The sequence below is a fragment of the Sagittula salina genome (genome assembly GCF_017813235.1).
Classification (GTDB): Bacteria; Pseudomonadota; Alphaproteobacteria; order Rhodobacterales; family Rhodobacteraceae; genus Sagittula; species Sagittula salina.
Window position 1 is genome coordinate 804,301 of sequence record NZ_JAGISH010000001.1, and the last position, 21,722, is coordinate 826,022.

The window sequence follows — 21,722 nt, forward strand, 5'->3', positions numbered from 1 at the left end:
GGGGGCAAAGCCCCCCCAATCGCTTCGGCGACGCCGAAGCGAAAACCCTCTCCGACCCGCGCTCTGCTGCACTTGCAAACACCCCTCGACCGGGACTAGCGTGAACCATGCAGATCTACCTCCCGATCTCCGAAGTTGCGGTGAACGCCTTCCTGCTGCTGGGCCTCGGCGGCCTGGTCGGCGTGCTGTCCGGCATGTTCGGCGTCGGCGGAGGTTTCCTGCTAACCCCGCTACTGTTCTTCATCGGCATTCCGCCCTCCGTGGCCGTGGCCACCGGCGCGAATCAGATCGTCGCGGCCTCCTTCTCGGGCCTGCTGGCGCATCTCCGGCGCAAGACCGTGGACCTGCGCATGGGCACCGTCCTGCTGTCGGGGGGCCTCGTCGGGGCCGCCATCGGCGTCTGGCTGTTCAACTACCTAAAGACGCTGGGCCAGGTCGATCTCATGGTCCGGCTCTGCTACGTCCTGTTCCTCGGCGTCGTCGGCGGCCTGATGTTCGTCGAAAGCCTCAACGCCCTGCGCAAGGCCCGCCGCGGCGCCCCGTCCAAGCGCAAGAAACACACATGGGTGCACGCCCTGCCGCTGAAGATGCGCTTCCGCACATCCGGCCTCTATATCTCCGTCATCCCGCCCGTGCTCGTGGGCTGCGCCGTGGGCGTGCTTTCCGCGATCATGGGCGTCGGAGGCGGCTTCATCATGGTTCCCGCCATGATTTATCTGCTGGGGATGCCGACCAAGGTAGTCGTGGGAACCTCGCTGTTCCAGATCATTTTCGTGGCCGGTTTCACCACGCTGTTGCACGCGACGACCAATTATACCGTCGATGTCATGCTCGCGGTGTTGCTGATCCTCGGTGGCGTCATCGGGGCGCAGTTTGGCACCGCCATCGGCACGAAGATGAAGGCCGAGCAACTCCGCATCCTGCTCGCCGGCCTCGTGCTGCTCGTCTGCGCCAAGATCGCGCTGGAACTGCTGCTGACCCCGTCCGAGGTCTACAGCCTGACACCGGGGGCGGAGTGACATGCGCCGGGTTCTCGCACTCCTCGCCCTGCTCGCCCTGCCACCACAGGCCAAAGACGCTGCCGCAGAGGAAGTCGTGCTGGGCCTTTCGCAGGACAGCGTCAACATCTCCACCGACTTCGACGGGTCCGACATCCTGATCTTTGGCGCCATCAAGCGGGAAACCGCGCTGGAGGCCGACCCGCTGCAGGTAATCGTCACCATCGAAGGCCCCGACCTGCCGGTGACAGTGCGCCGCAAGGAGCGCGTCTTTGGCATCTGGATGAACACCGCGAAGGTGGTCGTCGACGCCGCTCCGACATTCTACGCCATCGCCACCTCTGCGCCGTGGCGCGAAGCGATCACCGATACCGAGGACCTGCGTCACAGGGTTTCCATCCGGCGGGCGATCCGCTCCGTGGGGGCAGAGGTCATGGACAGCCAGAACTTCAGCCAGGCGCTGATCCGCATCCGCAAGGACAGCGGCTCCTACATGTTGCTGGAGAACGCGGTCACCCTGCGCGAAGAAACGCTCTTTGACACACGCATCTCCATGCCCGCCAACCTGACCGAAGGTGCCTATGCCACGCGGATCTTCCTGACCCGCAATGGCCGGGTCGTGTCCCAGTACGCAACGGTCATCAATGTCCGCAAGGTCGGGCTGGAGCGCTGGCTCTACGGGCTGTCACGTGCGGAGCCGCTGCTGTACGGCCTGATGTCCATCGCGCTGGCCATCGCCGCCGGTTGGGGGGCCTCGGCTGCCTTCCGGGCCGTGCGGTCGTCCTGAGGCGTCCCATGGCACGCATCCCGCCCGGCAACCGCGCCGATTACCGCGCCTTCCAAACCATCCCGACCCGCTGGAAGGACAACGACCAGTACGGCCACATGAACAACGCCGAATACCTGTCGCTTTTCGACACCGCCGTATCGCTCTGGCAATTGGCACAAGGTATCGCGCTGACCGGGCCGGAGGCGCATCGCTTTCTGGTCGTCGAAAGCGGCACGCGCTACCACGCCCAGGCCGGGTTTCCCGACTTGATCCACGTCGGTCTGCGCGTCGGGCATCTTGGCACCTCCTCGCTGCGTTTCGAGATCGGACTGTTCCGCAACGACGAGGACTACGCCTGCGCCGAAGGCTTCTTTGCCCAGGTTCTGACCGGCCCCGATGGCCGCCCCACCGCCATGCCGGACCAGCTGCGCCACCGTTTCGCCGCGCTATTGGTCAACCCGGAGGCTATCGGCCCCGTGGCTTGACATTGCGTCAACCACTCGCGAGACTGTTTCGAATGGCCCTCACAGGCCGAACACCATGTCGTCAAAGCAAACACGCGGCAGGGGAAACATGCAGTACAGACCTCTCAGACAACCGGTCGTGCGGTCGGCACCACGCCAGTGACACGGCCGCTCGATCCTCCGATCGGCGGCGCCAGCCCCCGAAGCCCCGCAGGGGGTCTTCTGGAACGCAAGCAACACATTCTGCGAAGCCTGCGGCATGCCTTCGGGTGCGAGGCTGCGTTCATTTCACGGTTCGATGGCGGACAGCGGGTCTTTGACACCGTAGATGGCCACTACTCTGCGTTTGGGAAGGGCTTTGCCGCCGGGGCCTGCGGTCCGCTCGACGAAAGCTTCTGCTACCGCGTCGCACAGGGATATGCGCCGCGCCTTGTCAGGGATGCGCGATTGGAGCCCGCGTTTGCCAAACTCAACTCCAAGTTCGAGCCTCCCATAGGCTTGCATCTAAGCGTGCCGATCCGGCTAACCAGTGGGGTGACCTACGGGATGCTGTGCCTCTTTGGCACCGCCCCCCGTGGCGACGTCACCGGGCGTGACCTCGCGCTGGTCACACTCACTGCCGACCTGCTGGCCCAGGACATCGAGGACAGCTTCGATGCGCATTTCAGTGACCTCGCGCTGCGCCTGACCGACGCGCTCGACAACGGCGCGGTGCGGTTTCTTCTTCAGCCTGTCGTGACCCTGCCCGAGCGCCATACCGTGGGCTATGAACTGCTCTCGCGGTTTCCCGCCACGCTCGGCAGCACAGAGGACATCTTTCGTCTTTCTCGTTTCCTCGGCGTGATCGCACCGATGGAGGCCCGCATCGCCGCCAAGGCACGGGAGGTGCTTGCGCGCCTCCCCCGCGAGGCGAAGCTGTCGATCAACTTTTCCGTCAGCACGATCGAAACGCTGGATCTGAGCGGGATCTTCCCCAGCCATGAACGCGGCCGCGTCATCATCGAGATCACCGAACACGAGCGCGTCAGCAACTACGACAGTTTCTCCACGGCGCTGAACCGGCTCCGCGGCATGGGCTTCCGGGTCGCCATCGACGATGTGGGCGCCGGATACTCCACCTTTCGCCACGTGGTGCAGTTGCGTCCGGACATCATCAAGATGGACCGTTCGCTGATCGCGGGCATCGATCAAAGCCGGGAACGCGGCAGCCTCGCCTCGGCGCTTCTGGATTACTCGCGCGAAAACGGCGTCACCCTCGTGGCCGAGGGAATCGAGACCGGGGACGAACTCGCCGCGCTTGAGGCCATCGGCGTGAAGCGCGTGCAGGGCTACCTCACCGGCGCGCCGCGCCCCCTGGACGAGGTGCTGCTCTAGGGCGTGGTTACTTGCCGTCGTGAAAGAATGCGTAGATCCGTTCCGCCAGCGCTTCGGATACTCCCTCCACCGCCTTCAGGTCCGCGAGGTTCGCGCGGCTCACCGCCTTGGCCGAGCCGAAATGGGCCAGCAAGGCCCGCTTGCGCGAGGCGCCGACGCCGCTGATCTCGTCCAGCGGATTGGCCATCTGGCTCTTGGCGCGCTTTGCACGGTGCGTCCCGATGGCGAACCTGTGCGCCTCGTCCCGCAGGCGCTGCACGAAATACAGGACGGGATCGTTGTGCCTGAGCGCGAAGGGGCGCTCGCCCGTGCGGTGGAACTCTTCCTTGCCGTGGTCGCGGTCGACGCCCTTTGCCACGCCGACAAAGGGCACGTCCGACACGCCCTGTTCACGCATGATCTCCGCCACGGCGCTCACCTGCCCCGCGCCGCCGTCGATCAGCATGAGGTCGGGCCACAGCCCCTTCTCCCGGTCAGGGTCATCCTTTTTCAGCCGGGTCAGGCGGCGGTTCAGCACCTCCTTCATCATGCCGAAGTCGTCGCCGGGCACCAGATCCTCGCCCTTGATGTTGAACTTGCGGTACTGGTTCTTCATGAACCCTTCCGGGCCCGCGACGATCATGCCGCCGACCGCATTGGTGCCCTGGATGTGGGAATTGTCATAGACCTCGATGCGTTGCGGTGGCGCATCCAGCCCGAAGGCCTCCGCCAGCCCGCGCAACAGCTTCGCCTGTGTCGCGGTCTCGGACATTTTCCGCGCGAGGCTTTCCTTCGCGTTCCTGAGCGCGCCGTCGACAAGCTCCGCCTTCTCGCCCCGCTGCGGCACGCTGATCTCAACCTTCCGACTCAGCTTCTCCGACAGGGCGGCGCACATCAGGTCGGGGTCATCGATGCCGTTCGATAGCAGCAACAGCCGCGCCGGTTCCTTCTGATCATAGAACTGTCCAAGGAATGCCTCCATGACCTCTGCCTCGCCAACGTCCTCGCCGACGCGGGGATAGAAATCCTTGTTCCCCCAGTTCTGGTTCGCCCGGATGAAGAACACCTGCACACAGGCCTGCCCGCCCTCCATATGCAGCGCGATCACGTCGGCCTCCGCCACACCCTGCGGGTTGATGCCCTGCGCTGTCTGCACCTGCGTCAGCGCGCGGATGCGGTCGCGCAGCGCGGCGGCGCGCTCGAACTCCATCGCTTCGGAGGCCTCCATCATGTCGGTGGCCAGTTTGGTCTGGATCTCCGTCGACTTGCCCGACAGGTAGCGCGCGGCATCCCGCACCGAGGCCGCGTAGTCCTCCTCGGCGATCTTGCCGACACAGGGTGCCGTACACCGCCGGATCTGGTGCAGCAGGCACGGCCGTGTGCGCCCCTCGAACTGACTGTCGGTGCAGTTGCGCAAAAGAAAAGCCTTCTGCAGCTGGTTCAGCACCCGGTTCACCGCGCCCGCGCTGGCGAAGGGGCCGAAGTACTGCCCCTTTTCGGTTTTCGCACCGCGGTGTTTCTTGATCTGTGGAAACGCATGATCTGTGACGAGGATGTTCGGAAACGACTTGTCGTCGCGCAGCAGGACGTTGAATTTCGGCTTCAGCTGCTTGATGAGGTTCTGTTCCAGCAGCAGCGCCTCGGTCTCCGTCCGAGTGGTAAGGAACATCATCGACGCGGTTTCCGAAATCATCCGCGCGATGCGCCGGGAATGCCCGCTCTGCCGCGCGTAATTCGATACCCGCGCCTTCAGATTGCGCGCCTTGCCGACGTACAGAACCCGGCTTTGGTCGTCGAGCATCCGGTAGACGCCGGGCGATCCATCCAGTGTCCTGAGGTAGGACTGGATCACCGAAGCGCCCTTTGGCACCGGCTGCGGCTGTATCGTCTCGGTCATTTCGCGCCCGTCCTGTTAACCATGCTCCTCCTCTTCGATTCCCGCCCTTCGCTGCAATGGCCATGCGTCCGTTTCAAGCAGGAATGCATCCACCGTTTCTGTGGATAAGTCTGCAGACAAAATCCGGGGAGGCTGAAATTTCTTAAGAAAAGAGCCTACTTCGCAGCACTGCACAAATATTAGGCACTAAAATAACCCCCTGAAAACATGAGGTAATTTTTCTCATCCACGACAACCCATTGAGACTCTTATCGTTTTTGTAACACTTTTGTCAAAGTTGCGTGACCCGTGCAAAACTCGCGGCAGTGATCCCTATTCAGACCCGGCGACGTCCGGTGTCTGCCACGCCAGGTGCTGCCCACCGTCGATGCACAGAAGCTGCCCGGTGACCGCTTTTGCAGCCAACAGGTAAACGAGTGCTGCGGAAATATCCTCGGGGTCGGCACCGCGTTCCAGCACGCAGGCAGCGCGCTGCGCGGCGAAATCCTCGGGGCTCTGGCGGCTGCCTTGGAGGGTGGGACCGGGGCCTATGCCGTTCACCCGTACGCGTGGAGCCAACCCCTGCGCGGCGGTCTGCGTCAGCGTCCAGAGCCCTGCCTTCGCGATGGTATAGGAGGCAAAATCCGGCGTCAGCTTGCGCACACGTTGGTCAATCATGTTGACCACCAGCCCCTGCGCCACCGGCTCTCCGCGCGCATCGCGCAGCGGGTCCGGGACCTGTTCGGCAAAACGCTGTGTCAGAACAAAGGGCGCCCGCAGGTTGCTGCCGATCGCCCGATCCCAACTATCGCGCGTCGCGCTGGCGAAATCGTCATTCTCGAAGATCGAGGCATTGTTGACCAGCACCGTCAGAGGCCCGCCGAGGGCCGTCGCCGCACGTCCAACCACCCCCTGCACGGCGTGTTCCTCCAGGAGGTCCGCCTGAACGGTCTCGGCGCGGCAGCCCATGGTACGGATCAGACCCGCGACTTCTTCGGCGGCATCTTCCGACCCTGCGTAATGCACGGCCACGTCGTAGCCCTGCTCCGCCAGTGTGAGGGCCATCGCCCGTCCCAGCCGCTTGCCCGCGCCGGTGATCAGTGCGCGTTTTTCCGTCATGCCATTCTGCCTTTGTTACACAAGCACCGAAACGATATAGCCCACGTAAAGCAGCGACAGGATCACGCCCCAGAGCTTTGTCAGGTCCTTTTTTAGGAATACGAAGGGGATCAGCAACAGCGAGGCCGCCAGCATCACGCCCAGATCAAAGGCCAGATCCGGCAGATGGAAGGGCATCGGAGCAATCAGCGAGGCCACGCCGATGATGGCCAGCAGGTTGAACATGTTCGACCCGATCACATTGCCCAGCGCCACGTCCGCCTGCTTGCGGATCGCCGCCATCACCGTTGTGGCCAGTTCCGGCAGGGACGTGCCCACGGCGACCAGCGTCAGGCCGATTACCTCATCGGAGACGCTGAACATGCGCGCGATTTCCGTCGAGCTGTCTACCAGCAGATCCGCGCCAATAGGCAGGCCGATCAGCCCCAGGACAAGGAAGAAGGCAATCTTCCACCATGACATGTCCGGGTCGGCGCCTTCCGGTTCTTCCTCCTCGCATGCCTGACCCGCGCGCCGGTGTGCCAGTGCCTCGCGGATCTGGTTCCAGAGCATGTAGGCCAGCGCCACCAGCAGCACGAGGCCGGAGACCCAGTCAAAGGTCTGCCGCAGAGCCAGCAGGAGGAAGAGCACGGAGGCCCCCAACATCTGCAGGTAGCTCTTTCGGGTATCATGAGCGGAGGTATGCAGTACCGTGATCAGCGCCGGTATACCCAGCACCATCAAAACATTGGCGGTGTTCGATCCGATCACGTTGCCCAGCGCGATCCCAGGCACGCCCAGCAGCGCGGCCTGCGTGGAGATCAGCAATTCCGGCGCGGATGTGCCAAAGGCCACGATGGTCAGCGACACGATCAGCGCGGGAATGCCGACCCGCAGGCTCAGGTTTACCGCGCCTTTCACAAGTGCGTCGCCCGCCAGAAGCAGAATCAGAAGGCCGAGAACGGCATAGACAAAGACCATGTCAGCGTTTCTCCCGGCCGCAGGCGCACGGTCCCTTGCCGATATTATAGCGGCCGCAGGCGGGGCATTTCTGCGCATCCAGCCGCGTCATCCGGCCAAGGTCACGCAGGCGTTTGGCGGATTTGGTCTTCCAGCCGCCGAAAATACCGATCACGCCCATGATCACGAGAAATAGGAGAACGAGCTTTGCGACCATTCAGAGACCGAACCGCGCGTAATCCGCGCGTTCCTCGATCTCGTTCAGAGCACCCTGCGCGATCTGGAGGCCAAAGCGCGGAAACAGCGGCCGGCGCGCCTCGAAGCGCTTGAACTGCACCTTTTCGCCGAAGCGTTCCTTCATCTTGGGCACGATATGGCCAACGCCGTCGGCAAGCCCCTGCTCCACCGCGTCCTGCCCGATCCAGATCTCGCCGGTGAAGAGTTCCGGGTCATCCGCCAGTTTCGCGCCGCGCCGCGCCTTGATCTGCGCGATAAAGGTCTTGTGCAATTGGCCAAGCAGGCGGTTCAGGCGCTCGACGTCCTCTTCGGTTTCGGGGCGGAAGGGGTCGAGCATGGATTTCGATTCGCCCGCCGTATGCACGCGTCGCTCGATTCCCTGTCGCTGCAGGAAGACATGCGCGCCAAAGCCCGAGGAAATCACGCCGATGGAGCCCACGATCGAAGACGGATCGGCCCAGATCTCGTCCGCGGCGGACGCGATCCAGTAGCCCCCGGAGGCCGCCACGTCCTCTACAAAGGCGTATACGGGGGTGCCGTGTTCCTCCGCCAGCCGACGGATACGGGCGCCGATCAGGGACGATTGCACCGGCGATCCGCCGGGCGAATTGATTTCCAGCGCAACGGCGTCGGGCTTCCAGCGGAAGGCCTTTTCAAGCAGCGGCGCCATGGTGCGATCGCTCAGCTTGCCCCGCGTGGGCACGGAGATGGCGCCCTGCAGCCGCACGACGGCGACCCGGGGCGGGGTTTTGACAAACGGGATCCAGCGTTTCATGTCAACGCATGTAGAGACGAGGGCGCACGGGGACAAGCGGGTGGGCGTATTAACCGCGCCTGACTGTGAGTTTCGCGCGCCGTCCGGGCGAGGGCTTCACTTCAGAGTACCGGGAAAAACAGAGAAGTCGGGAGCGGGCTTTCAGAAGAACGATTGCGGGTCGATGTCAATGGCGAGGCGGGTCTCGCCCTTCAGACGCACGGGGCGGATCCAGTCCGCCAGCGCCGATTGCAGCATGACCTCTTTCGGACCCCGGACCAGCATACGCACGCGGTGGCGGCCACGGACGCGGGCGATGGGCGCCGGCGCCGGACCGTAGACCTGCGCCCCGATTTGCCGCAGCGGGCCATCGTGCCGCGCAAGCCAGTTTCCAATTTCGAAAAGCGGTTCCACCTCCGGCCCGGACAGGATGACACCCGCCAGCCTGCCGAAGGGCGGCATGCCGCCGATGCGGCGTTCGTCGGCCTCTGCCCGCCAGAAGGCTTCCTCGTCGCCCGCGAGAATGCCGCGGATCACCGGGTGCTCCGGCTGAAAGCTCTGCAGCAGCGCCTGTCCGGGCTTCTCGGCGCGGCCCGCCCGCCCCGCCACCTGCCGGATCAACTGAAAGGTTCGCTCCGCCGCACGCAAGTCCGATCCCTGCAGGCCCAGGTCGGCATCAATCACCCCCACCAGCGTAAGGTTGGGAAAGTTGTGTCCCTTCGCCACAAGCTGCGTGCCGATGATGATGTCGGCGGCGCCCTGCGCGATAGCCTCGATCTGGGCCTTCAGTTCGCGCGCCGTGCCGTAGAGGTCGGAAGATAACACCGCCACCCGTGCGTCCGGGAAAAGCTCGGCGGCTTCCTCCGCCATGCGTTCGACGCCCGGGCCCACCGCTGCCAGCTTGCCCTCGGCCTCGCACGACGGGCAGGTCTCCGGCATCGGCTTCGACTCCCCACACTGGTGACAGACGAGGCGCTTGAGAAACCGGTGCTCCACCATGCGCGCGTCGCAATGATCGCAGCCAATCTGCTGCCCGCAGGCCCGACAAAGCGTCACCGGCGCATATCCGCGGCGATTTAGGAACAGCAGCGATTGCTCGCCGCGCTCAAGGCGCTGCTTCACTGCGGTGACCAGGCGCGGCGAGACCCAGCGGTTCGACGCCAGTTCCTGACTGCGCATGTCGATGGTCTTCATTTCCGGCATGACGGCGGGGCCGAAACGTGCGGTCAGTTCCAGTCGCTGGTACTTGCCCAGATCGGCGTTCACCCAGCTTTCCAGCGAGGGCGTCGCGGAGGCCAGAACCACCTGCGCGCCAAGGATCGAGGCCCGCAGCACCGCCATGTCGCGGGCATTGTACATCACGCCCTCCTCCTGCTTGTAGGAGGTGTCGTGTTCCTCATCGACCACAATCAGGCCAAGCCGCTGGAAAGGCAGGAACAACGCCGAACGTGCGCCCACCACCACCTGCGCGTGGCCCTCGCTCACCATGCGCCAGACGCGGCGGCGTTCGGTCATGGTGACGCCGGAATGCCACTCGGCAGGGCGCGCGCCAAACCGCGCCTCAAGCCGTTGCAGGAACTCGCCCGACAGCGCGATCTCCGGCAGGAGCACCAGTGCCTGCCGCCCGGTCCGCAGGCATTCCGCCACGGCCTCAAGGTAAACTTCCGTCTTGCCCGACCCGGTCACCCCTTTCAGCAGCACGGTGCCGTACCGCCCGGACCGCTGCCCTTCGCACAGCACCGCCGCGGCGCCCGCCTGGTCGTCAGTCAGCGTTTTGCCGCCGTGCGCCGGGTCGAGCCGGGCAAAAGGCGAATCGCGGGGGCTTTCCTCCTCGACGATGGCACCGGACTTCAGGAGACCCTTCACGACGGAGGACGTAACCCCGGCGGCCTCCGCCAGCTCTGACAAGGTCAGCGACATTCCGCCCATTTCCTCCGACGCGTCCAGTACCCGAGCTCGCGCGTCGGTCATCCGCTCCGGTTCGCCGGCGCCGCGCCGGTAGACCTTGCGCATCGACGGCGGATCGCCCAGACCCGGGGCCCGCGTGGCCAGCCGTAGCATGGCGGACAGTGGCGTCATCGTGTAGGCCCCGGCCTTTTCCAGGAATACACGCATCTCCTCGCGCATTGGCACGGCGTCGAGTACCCGGATGACCGAACGCAGTTTCGACGCTTCGAAACCGTCCGCTCCCGGTCCCCAGACCACGCCCAGCACCTTTCGCGGCCCCAGCGGCACCTCGACGAAGGCCCCCAGAAAACACCCCCCCCCCGGCGCGCGGTAATCCAGCACCCGGTCCAGCGGTTGTGTCGTCAGAACGCCGATGCGCTCCCCTGCGTCAAAGAACTCCTGCATCCCCTCCAGATGACCCAAGCCGGGACCGTACGCAACGCCCCCTGCTTCTCCCTGGTTCAAATATCTCCAGGGGAATCGCGCCGCAGGGGCGACGGGGGCAGAGCCCCCCTCTCCACCCAAGTTAGCGCAAACGCCACCCTTCCCGCGCAGTCTCCCTTCCGCTACAAGGCCACGGAAACCCTGACTCACCTGCCACAAACCCCAAGGGGATGAACCATGAAATTCTTCGTAGACACCGCCGAGATCGACGCCATCCGCGAACTCAACGACCTCGGCATGGTGGACGGCGTTACCACCAACCCCTCGCTGATCAAGAAGTCCGGCCGCGACATCCTCGAAGTGACGAAGGAGATCTGCTCCATCGTCTCCGGACCGGTCTCTGCCGAGGTCACCGCCATCGACGCCGACCAGATGATTACCGAAGGCCGCAAGCTGCGCGAGATTGCCGACAACATCGCCGTGAAGGTGCCGCTGACGTGGGACGGCCTGAAAGCCTGCAAGGTACTCTCGGACGAGGGTAGCATGGTTAACGTCACGCTGTGCTTTTCCGCCAATCAGGCGGTGCTGGCGGCCAAGGCGGGCGCGACGTTCATCTCTCCCTTCGTCGGGCGGCTGGACGACATCAACATCGACGGCATGGAACTGATCGGCGATATCCGCACGATCTACGACAACTACGGGTTTGAGACGCAGATCCTTGCCGCCTCGATCCGCTCGGCGAACCACATGAAGGACTGCGCGCTGATCGGCGCCGACGTCGCCACCGCTCCGCCCGCCGTGATCAAGGCGATGGCCAGCCACGTACTGACCGACAAGGGTCTCGATCAGTTCCTCAAGGACATCGCCGCGGCGAACATCAAGATCGTCTGACAGACGCCTCTGGCCGGCACCCCCCGCGGGTGCCGGTCCTGATCCCTGAATGCAATCCCTGCCCTGGTTCCTGACGCCCGAAAAGAGCGGGTGCGGCACCGCCGCGCGGAACGTCTGGGGCCGTAGGCACGTTTCCCTCCCGAACCGTCTCAGGAGAGAAACAGATGAAAACGCTTCACACCCTTCTCGGCACCTCTGCCCTGATCCTTGTGACCTCCGGCGCGCTGGCGCAGACCGCGACCGCGCAGGACACCGACGCTACCGCCCCCGCCGCACAGAGCCAGACAGCACAAGGCCAGACAGCACAAGGCCAGACCGGCCAGAACTCGTCTTCCTCCAGCGCGGAGACGCAGATGACCGAGGATTCGATTTCGACCTCCGGGGAAACGCAGTCTGGGGGAGAAACCACCCGGGGTGAGGCATCCTCCACGGATGGGCCCCAGACGAAAACCCTCCCCGAGGTCAAGTCCGCCACAAACAACGCAGAGGCCGATTCTCCGGTCAACTGCGCCGCGATTGCCGATGCCATCAGCCAGACTGAAGACCCTGAAAAACACATCAGGATGCTGGAGGACGCCGGCACCGCTGGCGACTGCTCGGTCCAGTTCGAGAAACTTTCCAGCGAGCAGGCGGCCGACGAAACCATGCAGGACGTGAAGGGCGACGAAGACGAGGACAATATCGACGACCAGCCCTACGTGACCGCGGGCGAGGCCGAGCCGCTGCCCGAGGGGGCTACCAACGATCCGCGCGCAAAAGAGGGATCGGGAAAAGTATCGGATGAGATCGCCACCGCCGGTGCGGGCGAAACCGTGACTGTCACGGTTCGGGACCTGGAAGGTATGGAGGTCTTCGCCAACGGGGAATCCGTGGGCGAGGTGGAGGACATCCTCGCCGATGCCACTGGGCGGCCCATCAGCGCCGTGATCGAAGTCGGCGGATTTCTCGGCATCGGCGAACGTGAAGTCGCCTTGCCGCTGTCGGACCTCAAGTACGATTCGGAAAACAAGCGCCTGATTACCGACCACAGCGTCAAAGCCCTGAAGGAACTGCCAGAGCTCGATTCCTGACCAACCTGCACCGCGGGCCTACCGAAGCGCTTCCTGTAGCACCTCTGTCAAAGCCGCCCTGCGAGGGCGGCTTTGCACATTCACACGTTCGGTTCTCCCTGCAGCCCCAGAACCTTGCGGAAACCTGTCCAGTAGCCCGGCAGCTTCGGCGCCTCCGCCAGACCCGGCAGCGCCTCGTCGGCCCAGGGCTGCATCTCCCGCGCGACGAAATCGCGGCCCCAAGAAAGGTATGCCTGCGCGTCATCCGGGCGCAGACGGCAGGCGGAGCCGACCATGCCCACCAGCGTTTCGGCGGGCGAGTACCATTCGTCTTGTATGCCCGTTACCTTCTTCTGCACGAGGGGGCCGACCAGCCGCATCAGCCGCTTTTCCGAGAATTGCAGCAGCAATTGCCCCATCTCGTCGCGCGTGTAGTGGATCAGCGGCGGGAAAGTGTCGAAGAACACCGCGCGGCCGTCCAAAATGGCAAAGTTCCGGATCGAAGGGTGAAATCCGACGCGCCCGTCGAACCCTTCTGCCCAATGCCAGAAGCGGGCGATCACCTGCCCGGCGGCCTCCATCATCTCCAGCGTCCGCTCTGTTGTGGATGACAGCATCAGGGGTCGCATCAGGCAGGCCGGGTCGAGCGCCTCCTGCACCACGATCGGGGTCACCTCCGTGTGCCCTGCCACGGGCATTCCGACCAGATGAAACTCCGTCTCCGGCATCGGTACGCCTGCCGCCTGCAGCGCGGAGACGTAATCTGCGTGGCACTCCGCCAACCGGTCCGTCGCCGCCCGCGATCCCGCGCTGCGGTAGACCTTGATGACGCGATCCGCCAGCGGCCCGGTTGCCGGACGGAACGGTGCGGTGAAGTAGCCCAGCCGAGAGATGGGCTGCCCTTCGGCGCCCCGATAGGCGTGAATGGCGCCGAGAATATCGCCGTGCTCGGCGCGCGGTCTGCTGGGAACGGTCATCGGGCTCTCCTCGGGCGGGGTCTGTCGCGCAGGCCTTACCCCGCTTTCAGCCGTTCCGCCACCTCCGCGACAAGGGCCGTGACTTCGTCGCGTGCAGGACCCTTCGCCTCCACCGCGCCGCGCCCGCGACCCATGGCCTCTGCGTAGCCCACGCGCTGCGCCAGCATCGCCTTCGCCAGCGGCGCCCCCAAAGCCTTTGCCGCCTCTGCCACCTCCGCGCCCAATCGGGTGCCCGCGCGCGTGCGGTTCATTACCAGCAGCAGCGGCTTGTCCTCGCGCGCGGCGAGGTCCATCACCCCTTCGGTCGCCCAAAGGTCCATGTGCCCGACGGCGATCGGCACCAGCACCAGATGAGCGACCCTCAGCGCTGGCCGCAGATCGCTGTCCACTTTCGGCGGCGTATCTATGATGACGACGTCACAGGTGCCGGCCATCTTGCGCACCTCCATCGAAATGCCCCAGGCGGAGGATGTGGCGAAGTCCAGCCCCTCGCAAGCGGCCGCGTCGGCCTCAAGCCGCGTGACGTACCAGCGCCCCAACGAACCCTGCGGATCCAGATCGACCAGCCCGACCCGCTTGCCCTCCGCCAGAAACCCCAACGCGAGATGCGCGGCCAAAGTCGTCTTGCCCGATCCGCCCTTTTGCTGGGCCACCGTGATCACTTTTCCGGCCATGTCCATCCCCCGTTGTTCCGGGCGATACTGCCCCTGCGACAGCCCGGATACCAGCCCCTTCGCGCCCGCAGCAGGGGGCCGGGGCACCGTCTGCTCCGCCAGAGGCACAGAACTTGGTTAACCGGGATTTAACCGCAGTTGACGCAAGGTTTCTCGGCCTTCCGCCCCGGAATGCCCGTCGGAGTTGTCATGCGCGTGCTGCTCGCCCTGCTGTCCTGCCTCACCCTGGCGTTGCCCGCGCAGGCCGAGGCGGGGGCATGGCCTCGCGACAAGGGCGCGGGCTTCCTCGCAGTGGCCACCCGGCTCACATGGCCGCAGGACATCACGCTTTGGACATCGCTGTCTCCGACCGAAGATTACCAGACGCTCTATATCGAATACGGGCTGACCGACCGGCTGACGCTGGGCCTGGACGTCGGGCGCTCCGTTTCTGGTGCCGGCAAGACGGTGGCCTTTCTCCAGATGCCGTTACGCGACCGCGACAGGGGGCCGAAGATCGCCGCGCAGATGGGATTGGGGCAGATCTCTGGCGAAACGGTCCTGCGGCCCGGTCTTTCGCTTGGCTGGGGGCTGCGGAACGGCTGGCTCGCTCTGGACGGTGTGGCAGAGATCCGCGCCACGGGTGCCGCCGATACCAAACTCGACATCACCCGTGGCTGGAATTTGCCACGCAATTTCATGTTGATTTTGCAACTGCAGACCGGACTGCAACAGGACGACCCGGCCTTCGCCCGCTTCGCGCCCTCTTTGGTCTTCCCCCTGCGCAAACGCATCAAGGGAGAGTTCGGAGGCGCCTGGGGGCTGGCGGGGGACAGCAGCATGGGGCTGAAGTTCGGCCTCTGGGCGGAGTTCTGATTCCCCCTGCCCTCTTCGACCAGCATGCCCGGCCACTACTGACGCTGCGTCAGGTATTCCTGACTACCCCGCCGGCGCCGCCCCGGCCACAAAGGACGCAATGTCATTGAGTTCACCGGCCCCCATCCTGCGCATCGCAGCGCTGGCGGCCCTTCTGTTTATTGGATCGACCTCCGTGGCCCGCGCCAAGGAATATCTCTGCTCGCCCATGACGGGACAACTGGTGACACCCGAGGGCGCACCAGTCCCGGACACGCCTGTGCGTCGCTCGTGGTTCTGGCGTGGCAAGCGCGGAGAGGACAGCACGGTGACCGATGCAGAGGGACGCTTTTCTTTCGGCCCGGTCCATCCGAAACGCGGGCTGTTCGAGCGCATCCCGGCGCGCGAAGCGGTTACGCAGGACTACTTTGCGGACCTTCCCGAAGGCCCCTTCCAGTTCCTTACCCTCTCTACCCGGGGACTTGCCCTGAACGCTGAAACGATGGGTAGGGCCTTCAACATCCGATGCCGAACGCTGTTAGATCCCTACGCCGACGACATCCATTTCGGCACCTGCAGCCTGATCGGAGCCGAGGCGCCATGACCCTGCTCACGGCATCGCAGGCCGCGACCTTCGCCGATCTCGCCTATGATACCGCCGTGGCCGCCGACAGCGCCGCCGCCGAATGGCGCGCGCAAGGCTCGCTCGCGGCGCTTCAGAAACGCAATGCCGGCACCTTCGGGGCGTTCTCCACCTGCGCGGGGATTACCGGCCGTTCCGGGGCCTTTGACCTGAAGCAGGACTCCGGCTTCGGCGCGATCTTCGAACGCCGCGCCCCGGCGCGAGAGATGGTCATTGCCTTTCGCGGCACGGTCTCCGCGCTGGACTGGGTTTCCAACCTGAACGTCGGGATGGAGGCCGGGCCGGGCGGGGCCATCGTGCACGCGGGCTTCAACCGCATCTATGCCACGCTGCGGGACGAGTTGCGCGCTCTGATCGCGCGTGGCAACCCGGAGGTTCTGCACTTCGTCGGGCATTCGCTGGGCGGCTGTATGGCGACGCTCGCCATGGCGGACTTCGGCCTGGCGACAGGCGGGCGGGCCTGCCACCTCTATACCTTCGGTACGCCGCGCATTGGCGGCGTCGGCCTGAACACCGCACTGCGGTGCGTGCTGACGCCCTCCAGCATGCGGCGTGTCTATTCCGTCTCCGACCCGGTGCCGATGCTGCCGCTCCTGCCCTTCATGCACTTCGCCACCGGCGCCACCGGGCTCGACTTCGGCTTTGCCCGCATCACACCGCTGGCGCACGACCGCATCCAGTATCGCAATCGCATGCCCGCCGAGGGCTGGCCAACCCTTGCGCCCGTCCCGGTGAAAAGCGATCCGGACTACTGGCTTGGACTCGTAGAACGGTCGCAGGGGTTCTCCGCGCTTGGCTACCGGGCGCTATCCATGGCGCTGGCAGGGATCATGGCACTTCTGAACCTCGGCGGTCTGGCGCTGTCGGCGGGGATCACCGTGCTCGACCGCATGGTCGAGGCGATCAGCAACGCCGCCCACCTGTCCCGCCGCATCGGAGACCTCACCCTGCGCTTCGTGCGCGCGGCGCTCGGTCTCGTGGGGCGCGCAGCAATGGCTGCCACAGCAACCCTGGCGGACCTGACGGCAGAGTTCCTGCGCCTTGTCTTTGCCCTGCTGCTGGCCCCGGTACAGAACGCCGCGCGCCTCGCCATCTCGCAAGCCGCCTGAGAGTCACGGGCCCTCCGGCACAAATTACCCGGACGGGTCCCCTCCCGTCACATATCCGACCGCATCACTACCACGACATCCCCCAACACCGGCTCCGGCCAGATCAGTTGAACGCTGTCGCCATTCGACCCGGTCTGCGCCGTGGCATAGGGCATCGCGTAGTTCGACTGGTTCGACGCGTTGCGCGGCCTCGAGGTCGTCGTCACGCTGTCCACCTGCAGCGCCTTGCCCTCGAAAGGCAGCGCCCCGACCGAGGAAACCTCCCACACCTGCGCATGGGTGTTCTGACCGTGCTTCACCGTCAGCGGGTTCCGCGCCTCCGCCGCCACCTTGTGATAGGTATTGCCGACAAAGGACACACTGCGGAAGCTCTCCTTCACCATCTGGCCAAAGGACGTGTCCACCCGCTCGCCCCGCTCGATCACCACATCCTCCGACCGGAAGGTATTCCCCGAAACGGTCATCCCCGCGATGAAATGCCCCGAGCCGTAGGGCCTCACCACGATGAAGCTGTGGAGCGCCGACACACTGGAACACACCATCACGTTGCCGGTGATCGACAAGCCAGCAAATCCGTTGCCGCCAGTGTAATCGGGGTCCGGCTCGCGTTCATTTGTCCACTCGATGTGGCAATTGTCGATGGTATTGCCGCTGATCTGGATGGTGCAGGCCCGCTGCGCCACCACGATCCCCGCCGTGCGCGCGCCGCTCGTCGCGGCATCACCCTGCGCGAAATGGCACCCCGCGATCATGCTCCGCGCCCCCGAGACCACGACGCCATGCTTGAACCGATCCGCCCGGCAGTTGCGGATCTTCACATCGCTTGCGTTGGTGACGATGGCCACAGTCTGGCGGTTCTGTGCCAGAACGTCTCCCTCGGAACTGACGAACCGGCAAAGATCGATCAGTCCACCGTGGCACCCGTCACCGATCGAAACCAGCCCCCGATGGCCAGGCCGGCTGAAGACGCAGTTGCGCACCACGTTCCCTTCGCCCGACGCGGGCCATAGCACGCCGCTCGCCAGCGCATTGCACTGAAATTCGATGCCTTCCAACTCGAATCCATCGAGCCGTTCGAAACCCGTCAGATCCAGCAGGAAAGGGAACCGGGTAAAACTATAGGTCTGTAGCCCCACCGCATCCGACAGGGGTTGGCTCAGCGTGACTTCCTGCGCCGCCACGTTAACCGCCCGCACGTAGACCTCGCGCCCGACTCCCGCCGCGGTTACCAGACTTCCAGTGCGGATATTGGCGACGTTACCCACGCCGGTCAGCGTCCACGGGTCCGCCGCGCTATAGGTCGCGATGCTGGTCACGGTTTCAGGCGTCCAGTTGCCGGTGTCCTCGGCGCGCAATTGTCCATTGCGGATCACCCGGCGCTGCGCAAATGATGTCCTGTTCGGCACCGCTGCCTGCCCATCGATGGGGCCCGTTACCGATACACGCCGCCCACAAAGGTCCAGGCTCTCGTGATCGGCCCCGTTCAGCAGCGACTGCACCGCTTTGCGGAATGCCAGTTCCTCGTCGCCCCCGAATGCGTCGATATAGGTCGCCAGGTTGAAATCCCGGGTCAGGGAAAGGATGGCTGCCGTCGGCATGGTCACGGTGCCTTCGAACTGAACCCGGTTCTCCAAGGTCACTGAACTTCCAAGGTAATATGTCCCGGCAGAGACCAACACACGGCGCCCGCCCGCAGCGGCATCGGCGGCGGCAAAGGCGGCCGAGTCATCCGCCACCCCGTCGCCCTTTGCCCCGAAATCGCGCACGTCGACCCAGTTCATCAGGTCGCGCAGGAATACGCTGGTGACATCCTCGATCACGATGTCGTCGACCCGCACGACCCCGCCGTTCGGCCCGGTCAGGTCGATGCCGAAATGCCCATAGACCGCGTTCGTGCCCCAGATAAGATCCACCCCGCCCCGGCCGCCCGCGCCGACGATGGCCGAAACCTCGACCACCTGACCGTAGGAGGTCAAAGCTACCTCCGCGCCAGCGGTCACGACCCCGCTCACCGCCGCCCCGCCGGCCCGCGCCGCAAAAGCGGCGATCCGCACAGACGGCAGCGCACCGGCGACTGCCTTCACCCGTACGGTCACCCGCAGGTAGCACCCTTGGGGTAGGGGCGTTTGCCCTGTATACCGTAGCTTCTGAATGGCATCGGTCTTCTGAATTTCGAGGCAACCATCGAAGTCCTGGTCTGCGGGCACAAAGGCGGCCGAAGCCCAGCCCAGGTACGACGCCGAGCCCGGAACCCCGTCACCCCGAGAGAACAACCCCAGGTTCCCGGCCGCAAACGCGGGTGGCATGAAAACCAGTCCTTCGGTGATCGCCTTATTCATCTCGTTCCCTTTCGACGCGAAGAGGCCCCGAGCCCCGATCGGAAAGAGGCAGTATCAACGGCAGGTTAACGGTCCCGGACCGCAGCGCACGGTGCTTCGGTGCGGCGGAAGCGGGCATTATCACCGCCCCTGCGGCACACATCGGACTATTTTCTCCAAGGAAGAACCCAAGCGCGGCGCCCTGCTTCTTTGGTTCTAAAATACCTCGGGAGACGGGGGGCCGGCCCCCCGAATTTTCGACCTGGTAGCGGCGGGCCAGACACACGTTGCTGCCGGGATCACCTGCACGCCCGCGACCTATTCCATCCGATTGACAAGGCGGAAACGCTGCCCCTCCAGATCCTCAATCAGCACCTCCGGCGATAGCCCGCCATCCGCGCCCTGCGGCGCGCCAAACCGGACAATGCCCGAGGGTCAGACCACCGGGTATCTGTTCCGCACCATGGCACCAAAGCTGTCGGGCGTGCCGAACGTTCCCTGTAGCCCGGGGCCGACGCGGCGGAAAGCAGCAGAGAAATCGCCCCCCAGGAAAGCCTCTGTCTGATCGGCGCCCACCCCTTCTCTGTCGGACGAGTGCGGAACCTCCTCTGCGCGCAGCATCAGGCCCCAGACGAAGAGGATCGGGACAAGGCAATAGCGCATGGACAGAACCTCCCTTCAGTTATGACGAAGGTGAAGCACGTCCACGCGCTGCCAAAAAATTTTCAATCCCTCGGTCGCTTTGAGTGCCGGAACGCTTTCAGGCCGCCAACTCGCCCGCCAGAGCCTTGTCGATCAGGTTCGCCGTTTCCGTCACCCCGTAAAGCGCGATGAAACCGCCGAAACGCGGACCCTGGCTTTGGCCCAGAAGTACTTCGTAGAGCGCCTGGAACCACGCGCGCAGGTTCTCGAACCCGTGCGCCTTGCCTACAGCAAAGACTGCCGATTGCAGCGTCTCGTCCTCCGCCGGGCCATCCCAAGCCTTCAGTTGTGCCGAAAGATCCTCCATCGCCGCCCGCTCCTGCGCGTCGGGCGCGCGGAAGACCTTCGACGGCTTCACGAAGTCCTCGTAGTACTTCACGGCAAAGCCCGCGGCCGCGTCCACATCCGGGTGCGTCTGAGGCGAAGCATCTGGCGCGTAACGGCGGATGAAGGCCCACATCGCCTCCTTGTCCTCCGCATGGGCTGCGCTCGCGAGGTTCAGCAGCATGGCGAAGGGGACAACCATGGTACTCTCCGGCACGTCGCCGCCGTGGATGTGCCACACCGGATTGTTCAGCCGCTGGTCCAGCGTCTGCCCCCGGAACGCCCGAAGCTGCTGGTGGTACTCGTCAACAGCCTTCGGAATTACGTCGAAAAACAACCGCTTCGCCGTCTTCGGCTTCTGGAACATGAAATAGGACAGCGATTCAGCCGAGGCATAGGTCAGCCACTCGTCGATCGAAATCCCGTTGCCGGAGGATTTCGAGATCTTCTGCCCCTTGTCGTCGAGGAACAACTCATACGTGAAATGCTCCGGCGGCTTTTTGCCAAGCGCCCGACAGATGCCGTCGTAGATTGGTGTGTTGGTGGAATGGTCCTTGCCGTACATCTCGAAATCGACGCCCAGCGCCGCCCAGCGCGCACCGAAGTCCGGCTTCCACTGCAGCTTCACGTTGCCGCCGGTTACCGGCAACGTCCACTCGCGCCCGTCCTCATCGTCAAAGGTGATCTCGCCCTTCGCAGCATCGACATTCTTCATCGGCACATACAGAACCCGCCCCGTCTCTGGATGGATCGGCAGGAAGATCGAATAGGTTGCCGCCCGCTCGTCGCGCAAGCTCTTCAGCATGATCTTCATCAGATCGTCGTACCGTTCCGCCGCCAGGCGCAGCGTCGCATCGAAGGCGCCTGAACGGTAGAATTCGGTCGCCGAGTAGAATTCGTACTCGAACCCGAAGGTGTCCAGGAAGCGCCGCAGCATGGCGTTGTTGTGGTGGCCGAAGGACTCGAATTCCCCGAACGGATCGGGCACCGAAGTCAGCGGCTTCTGCAGATGCTCGCGCAGCATCTCCTGGTTGGGCACATTGCCCGGCACCTTGCGCATTCCGTCCATATCGTCCGAGAAACAGAACAGCCGCGTCGGGATGTCCGAAATTTCCTGAAAGGCGCGGCGGATCATAGAGGTCCGGGCCACCTCTCCGAAGGTTCCGATATGCGGCAGACCCGAGGGGCCATAGCCTGTCTCGAACAGGACGTAGCCCTTCTCCGGCGGCGCCTTCTCGTAGCGTTTCAGGATCCGGCGCGCCTCTTCGAACGGCCAGGCCTTGGCATTCATGGCGGCTTCGCGCGTGTCGGACATTTCCGGATCTCCTGAGATTGAACCAGCGCTTCCTATTGCGACATGC

The 21,722-nt window shown here is 64.5% G+C and carries 20 protein-coding genes; 9 read left to right on the top strand and 11 right to left on the bottom strand.

Features of this window, described 5'->3' with window-relative positions:
* The first annotated feature begins 107 nt into the window (after window positions 1–107).
* The 4 genes from J5474_RS03815 to J5474_RS03830 all read left to right on the top strand — a co-directional run bounded on the left by J5474_RS03815 (window position 108) and on the right by J5474_RS03830 (window position 3,605).
* Window positions 108–1,019 carry a sulfite exporter TauE/SafE family protein gene (locus tag J5474_RS03815; protein ID WP_209359439.1) on the top strand — a complete coding sequence of 304 codons (912 nt, stop codon included), beginning with the start codon at window positions 108–110 and terminating at the stop codon, window positions 1,017–1,019.
* Between the two features lies 1 nt (window position 1,020).
* Window positions 1,021–1,785, top strand: coding sequence for a TIGR02186 family protein (locus J5474_RS03820; protein ID WP_209359440.1), 765 nt, complete (start codon window positions 1,021–1,023; stop codon window positions 1,783–1,785).
* 8 nt (window positions 1,786–1,793) lie between these two features.
* On the top strand, window positions 1,794–2,252 hold the full coding sequence (locus J5474_RS03825) for an acyl-CoA thioesterase (protein ID WP_209359441.1): 459 nt from the start codon (window positions 1,794–1,796) through the stop codon (window positions 2,250–2,252).
* Between the two features lie 138 nt (window positions 2,253–2,390).
* Complete coding sequence (locus tag J5474_RS03830) at window positions 2,391–3,605, top strand: sensor domain-containing phosphodiesterase (RefSeq protein WP_209359442.1); 1,215 nt, start codon at window positions 2,391–2,393, stop codon at window positions 3,603–3,605.
* Window positions 3,606–3,612: 7 nt separating this feature from the next.
* Here J5474_RS03830 and uvrC read toward each other — a convergent pair whose 3' ends face one another.
* From uvrC to J5474_RS03860, 6 genes are all read right to left on the bottom strand, one after another.
* On the bottom strand, window positions 3,613–5,481 hold the full coding sequence (gene uvrC / locus J5474_RS03835; protein WP_209359443.1) for an excinuclease ABC subunit UvrC: 1,869 nt from the start codon (window positions 5,479–5,481) through the stop codon (window positions 3,613–3,615).
* Window positions 5,482–5,793: 312 nt separating this feature from the next.
* Complete coding sequence (locus J5474_RS03840) at window positions 5,794–6,579, bottom strand: SDR family oxidoreductase (RefSeq protein WP_209359444.1); 786 nt, start codon at window positions 6,577–6,579, stop codon at window positions 5,794–5,796.
* Window positions 6,580–6,594: 15 nt separating this feature from the next.
* Complete coding sequence (locus J5474_RS03845; RefSeq protein WP_209359445.1) at window positions 6,595–7,539, bottom strand: calcium/sodium antiporter; 945 nt, start codon at window positions 7,537–7,539, stop codon at window positions 6,595–6,597.
* A gap of 1 nt (window position 7,540) precedes the next feature.
* Window positions 7,541–7,735, bottom strand: coding sequence for a hypothetical protein (locus J5474_RS03850; RefSeq protein ID WP_209359446.1), 195 nt, complete (start codon window positions 7,733–7,735; stop codon window positions 7,541–7,543).
* A complete protein-coding gene (locus J5474_RS03855) occupies window positions 7,736–8,530 on the bottom strand; it encodes a S49 family peptidase (RefSeq protein WP_209359447.1) in 795 nt (264 codons plus the stop codon). It abuts the gene before it with no gap.
* 141 nt (window positions 8,531–8,671) lie between these two features.
* Window positions 8,672–10,861 (bottom strand): primosomal protein N', encoded by a 2,190-nt coding sequence (locus J5474_RS03860; RefSeq protein ID WP_209359511.1) that lies wholly within the window; start codon window positions 10,859–10,861, stop codon window positions 8,672–8,674.
* A gap of 216 nt (window positions 10,862–11,077) precedes the next feature.
* On the opposite strand from J5474_RS03860, the gene fsa reads away from it, so the two are divergent.
* Window positions 11,078–11,731 carry a fructose-6-phosphate aldolase gene (gene fsa / locus J5474_RS03865; RefSeq protein ID WP_209359448.1) on the top strand — a complete coding sequence of 218 codons (654 nt, stop codon included), beginning with the start codon at window positions 11,078–11,080 and terminating at the stop codon, window positions 11,729–11,731.
* Between the two features lie 164 nt (window positions 11,732–11,895).
* Complete coding sequence (locus J5474_RS03870; protein ID WP_209359449.1) at window positions 11,896–12,801, top strand: PRC-barrel domain-containing protein; 906 nt, start codon at window positions 11,896–11,898, stop codon at window positions 12,799–12,801.
* An 80-nt stretch (window positions 12,802–12,881) separates the two neighbouring features.
* Here J5474_RS03870 and J5474_RS03875 read toward each other — a convergent pair whose 3' ends face one another.
* Both J5474_RS03875 and parA read right to left on the bottom strand, forming a co-directional pair.
* Window positions 12,882–13,757 carry a DUF6206 family protein gene (locus J5474_RS03875; RefSeq protein WP_245216201.1) on the bottom strand — a complete coding sequence of 292 codons (876 nt, stop codon included), beginning with the start codon at window positions 13,755–13,757 and terminating at the stop codon, window positions 12,882–12,884.
* 35 nt (window positions 13,758–13,792) lie between these two features.
* Window positions 13,793–14,431 carry a ParA family partition ATPase gene (gene parA, locus J5474_RS03880; protein WP_209359513.1) on the bottom strand — a complete coding sequence of 213 codons (639 nt, stop codon included), beginning with the start codon at window positions 14,429–14,431 and terminating at the stop codon, window positions 13,793–13,795.
* Window positions 14,432–14,620: 189 nt separating this feature from the next.
* Here parA and J5474_RS03885 point away from each other — a divergent pair, with 189 nt between their 5' ends.
* The 3 genes from J5474_RS03885 (at window position 14,621) to J5474_RS03895 (ending at window position 17,017) form a co-directional block, all read left to right on the top strand.
* Window positions 14,621–15,286, top strand: coding sequence for a hypothetical protein (locus J5474_RS03885; RefSeq protein ID WP_209359450.1), 666 nt, complete (start codon window positions 14,621–14,623; stop codon window positions 15,284–15,286).
* Window positions 15,287–15,392: 106 nt separating this feature from the next.
* Window positions 15,393–15,869: a DUF6795 domain-containing protein gene (locus tag J5474_RS03890; RefSeq protein ID WP_209359451.1), complete on the top strand. Its 477-nt coding sequence runs from the start codon at window positions 15,393–15,395 to the stop codon at window positions 15,867–15,869.
* On the top strand, window positions 15,866–17,017 hold the full coding sequence (locus J5474_RS03895) for a lipase family protein (protein WP_209359452.1): 1,152 nt from the start codon (window positions 15,866–15,868) through the stop codon (window positions 17,015–17,017). The genes J5474_RS03890 and J5474_RS03895 overlap by 4 nt, the downstream gene beginning before the upstream one ends.
* Window positions 17,018–17,064: 47 nt before the next feature.
* On the opposite strand, the gene J5474_RS03900 is transcribed toward J5474_RS03895, so the two are convergent.
* From J5474_RS03900 to J5474_RS03910, 3 genes are all read right to left on the bottom strand, one after another.
* Window positions 17,065–19,101, bottom strand: coding sequence for a right-handed parallel beta-helix repeat-containing protein (locus J5474_RS03900; RefSeq protein WP_342454002.1), 2,037 nt, complete (start codon window positions 19,099–19,101; stop codon window positions 17,065–17,067).
* A gap of 669 nt (window positions 19,102–19,770) precedes the next feature.
* Window positions 19,771–19,998, bottom strand: coding sequence for a DUF4864 domain-containing protein (locus J5474_RS03905; RefSeq protein WP_209359454.1), 228 nt, complete (start codon window positions 19,996–19,998; stop codon window positions 19,771–19,773).
* A 97-nt stretch (window positions 19,999–20,095) separates the two neighbouring features.
* On the bottom strand, window positions 20,096–21,676 hold the full coding sequence (locus J5474_RS03910) for a lysine--tRNA ligase (RefSeq protein WP_209359455.1): 1,581 nt from the start codon (window positions 21,674–21,676) through the stop codon (window positions 20,096–20,098).
* Between the last annotated feature and the right edge of the window lie 46 nt (window positions 21,677–21,722).

What these genes read in the sequence shown, in the direction of transcription:
- J5474_RS03895 (WP_209359452.1), top strand. Translation starts at nt 15,866, where the DNA reads ATGACCCTGCTCACGGCATCGCAGGCCGCGACCTTCGCCGATCTCGCC.
- J5474_RS03905 (WP_209359454.1), bottom strand. Translation starts at nt 19,998, where the DNA reads ATGCGCTATTGCCTTGTCCCGATCCTCTTCGTCTGGGGCCTGATGCTG.
- J5474_RS03815 (WP_209359439.1), top strand. Translation starts at nt 108, where the DNA reads ATGCAGATCTACCTCCCGATCTCCGAAGTTGCGGTGAACGCCTTCCTG.
- J5474_RS03840 (WP_209359444.1), bottom strand. Translation starts at nt 6,579, where the DNA reads ATGACGGAAAAACGCGCACTGATCACCGGCGCGGGCAAGCGGCTGGGA.
- J5474_RS03855 (WP_209359447.1), bottom strand. Translation starts at nt 8,530, where the DNA reads ATGAAACGCTGGATCCCGTTTGTCAAAACCCCGCCCCGGGTCGCCGTC.
- J5474_RS03885 (WP_209359450.1), top strand. Translation starts at nt 14,621, where the DNA reads ATGCGCGTGCTGCTCGCCCTGCTGTCCTGCCTCACCCTGGCGTTGCCC.
- J5474_RS03870 (WP_209359449.1), top strand. Translation starts at nt 11,896, where the DNA reads ATGAAAACGCTTCACACCCTTCTCGGCACCTCTGCCCTGATCCTTGTG.
- uvrC (WP_209359443.1), bottom strand. Translation starts at nt 5,481, where the DNA reads ATGACCGAGACGATACAGCCGCAGCCGGTGCCAAAGGGCGCTTCGGTG.
- J5474_RS03875 (WP_245216201.1), bottom strand. Translation starts at nt 13,757, where the DNA reads ATGACCGTTCCCAGCAGACCGCGCGCCGAGCACGGCGATATTCTCGGC.
- parA (WP_209359513.1), bottom strand. Translation starts at nt 14,431, where the DNA reads ATGGCCGGAAAAGTGATCACGGTGGCCCAGCAAAAGGGCGGATCGGGC.
- J5474_RS03845 (WP_209359445.1), bottom strand. Translation starts at nt 7,539, where the DNA reads ATGGTCTTTGTCTATGCCGTTCTCGGCCTTCTGATTCTGCTTCTGGCG.
- J5474_RS03850 (WP_209359446.1), bottom strand. Translation starts at nt 7,735, where the DNA reads ATGGTCGCAAAGCTCGTTCTCCTATTTCTCGTGATCATGGGCGTGATC.
- J5474_RS03825 (WP_209359441.1), top strand. Translation starts at nt 1,794, where the DNA reads ATGGCACGCATCCCGCCCGGCAACCGCGCCGATTACCGCGCCTTCCAA.
- J5474_RS03860 (WP_209359511.1), bottom strand. Translation starts at nt 10,861, where the DNA reads ATGCAGGAGTTCTTTGACGCAGGGGAGCGCATCGGCGTTCTGACGACA.
- J5474_RS03820 (WP_209359440.1), top strand. Translation starts at nt 1,021, where the DNA reads ATGCGCCGGGTTCTCGCACTCCTCGCCCTGCTCGCCCTGCCACCACAG.
- J5474_RS03910 (WP_209359455.1), bottom strand. Translation starts at nt 21,676, where the DNA reads ATGTCCGACACGCGCGAAGCCGCCATGAATGCCAAGGCCTGGCCGTTC.
- fsa (WP_209359448.1), top strand. Translation starts at nt 11,078, where the DNA reads ATGAAATTCTTCGTAGACACCGCCGAGATCGACGCCATCCGCGAACTC.